The organism is Polaromonas sp. P1_G4 (assembly GCF_056405475.1).
In genome coordinates, this window is sequence record NZ_JBFUCA010000672.1 from 1 (window position 1) to 1,855 (window position 1,855).

Annotated in this window: 4 protein-coding genes; 2 read left to right on the forward strand and 2 right to left on the reverse strand. The window is 59.5% G+C overall.

Going from position 1 to position 1,855, the window contains the following annotated elements:
* Positions 1 to 313, forward strand: a 313-nt coding sequence (locus AC1D1X_RS22055; protein WP_477699192.1) for an IclR family transcriptional regulator domain-containing protein, incomplete at its 5' end; no start/stop codon positions are given.
* A gap of 115 nt (positions 314 to 428) precedes the next feature.
* On the opposite strand, the gene AC1D1X_RS22060 is transcribed toward AC1D1X_RS22055, so the two are convergent.
* Positions 429 to 650, reverse strand: coding sequence for a hypothetical protein (locus tag AC1D1X_RS22060; protein WP_457282237.1), 222 nt, complete (start codon positions 648 to 650; stop codon positions 429 to 431).
* Between the two features lie 193 nt (positions 651 to 843).
* On the opposite strand from AC1D1X_RS22060, the gene AC1D1X_RS22065 reads away from it, so the two are divergent.
* The gene (locus AC1D1X_RS22065; protein WP_477668316.1) at positions 844 to 1,278 is read left to right on the forward strand and encodes a DUF1841 family protein; all 435 of its coding nucleotides are present in this window, start codon (positions 844 to 846) and stop codon (positions 1,276 to 1,278) included.
* 122 nt (positions 1,279 to 1,400) lie between these two features.
* On the opposite strand, the gene AC1D1X_RS22070 is transcribed toward AC1D1X_RS22065, so the two are convergent.
* Positions 1,401 to 1,855 (reverse strand): c-type cytochrome (locus AC1D1X_RS22070; RefSeq protein ID WP_477699193.1); only part of this gene is annotated, 455 nt, incomplete at its 5' end.

The window sequence follows — 1,855 nt, forward strand, 5'->3', positions numbered from 1 at the left end:
GCCTGAGGCCGAAATCATGAAATGCCTGCAGGCCTCAGAGCTGACGGCACGCACCAAGTACACCGTGACCGATGTGAAGGAGCTCATGGCCAGGATCGCGCAGGCCCGCAAGCAGGGGTGGTCGCTGGTGAATCAGGAGCTGGAGGAAGGACTGGTGTCGATGGCCGCACCGATCACCAACCGCGCCGGCCAGACAGTGGCAGYGCTCAACATCAGTGGCCAGGCCAACCGCACCAGCGCCAAAGCCATGCAGGAAACGATGCTGCCGCAACTGCTGGCGGCGGCGCGGGCAATCTCGCGCATGCTTATATAGACCCACCCCTGTCCAAGCTCACTTCGTGTAGCTTGTTCTCCCCTCAAGGGGACGGCGCCTGCGGTCTGGCAAAGCCAGTCCCGCGGCCCCCGCTGGGGTGGGACAGAGCGTGGGACTATGACTTTTTAAAGCCAACGACCAGGACTACTGCGCCCAGCACGATGGCGCCCAGGCTGAGCCACTGGGGAATGTTGACGGACTCTTTTTCTTTCACGGTCAGCTGGATGGGGCCGAGCTTGGCGGCGGTCGTGTCTTTGGTGAAGCTGAAGCCGCCGGTGAAGAAACCGGCCAGGCCCAAAACGATCAGGATAATGCCTGTGATGCGTGCTGCGTTCATGTGAAATCTCCTCGCCGGGCTTGTGGGTCGTTATGAAGTAGCCTTGCCCCGGAACTGCGCCACTGTGATTCGTAATGTAGGCAGAGGTGCAAAAACTGTCTGTAGGACAGGGCCGGTGAGCCCCGTGGCCCGAACACTGATAAGCAAACCACCACGCCGGCGTTGGAAAACCTCTGCGTGATAACCTTTCACCATGTTCACTCCCTCGCAAGCCGACGTACGCCGGTTTTTCTGCTCTGTTTATGCCAAAGCCCTCGCCGGACAACCGATGGAGGCTATCGAAACCATAGCAAGTCAATGGATTGAAGAGCATCCCGAATACCATGCGGACTTTGCCGACGCCGACAGTGCGCTCGAAAAAATGTACGACGTGGAAGCGGGCAAGACCAACCCCTTTTTGCACCTGTCCATGCATTTGTCGATCAGCGAGCAATGCTCCATCGACCAGCCGCGCGGAATTCGYCAGGCCGTCGAGCTGCTGACGGCCAAACGCAACTCGCTGCACGATGCGCACCACGAAACCATGGACTGCCTGGGGCAGATGGTCTGGGAGAGCCAGCGCGCCGGACGCCCGCCCGATGGCGCGGCCTACATCGACTGCGTGCAGCGCAGGGCAACCAGAGATTGAGCCCCCACGCTTTTCACTTCGTGTAATGCGCAGCGGCCCCTGCTGGTGAAAACGCATACAGACCGGGCCCATAAAAAAAGCCGCTGATACAGCGGCTTTTTTGTTGAGCGAAAGATTCCGGTTCAGCGGAATTTTTTCTGCGGAATGGTCTTCAGGTCGCCGTCTACCGACGACAGGTAGTTGGCCAATTGCTTCAGCTCAACATTGGTGTACTGCTTGGCCATGCCGGACATGATGGCATTGCCGCGGCCAACCTTGGGGTTGTTTTCTGTCTTGTAGGCCTTGAGCGCCACGAACAGGTAGTCAGCATGCTGACCACCAATCTTGGGATAGGCCGGATCAATCGGTTTGCTGAAGTTGGCGCCGTGGCAAGACGCGCAGTTGGCCTTGTTCAACAGGGCCTGGACTTCCGCGCTTGGCTCTTTGGCCGGCTTGGCCGGCAGCTCTGCGGCGCCGGCCACCACACCGTCAGCACTGTAGTGCGCGGCGAGGTCGGCGATGTCCTGGTCGGTCAGCGAATCGGCAATGGCGCGCATGGTGGGATGTTTGCGGTCGCCTTTTTTGTATTCATTGAGCG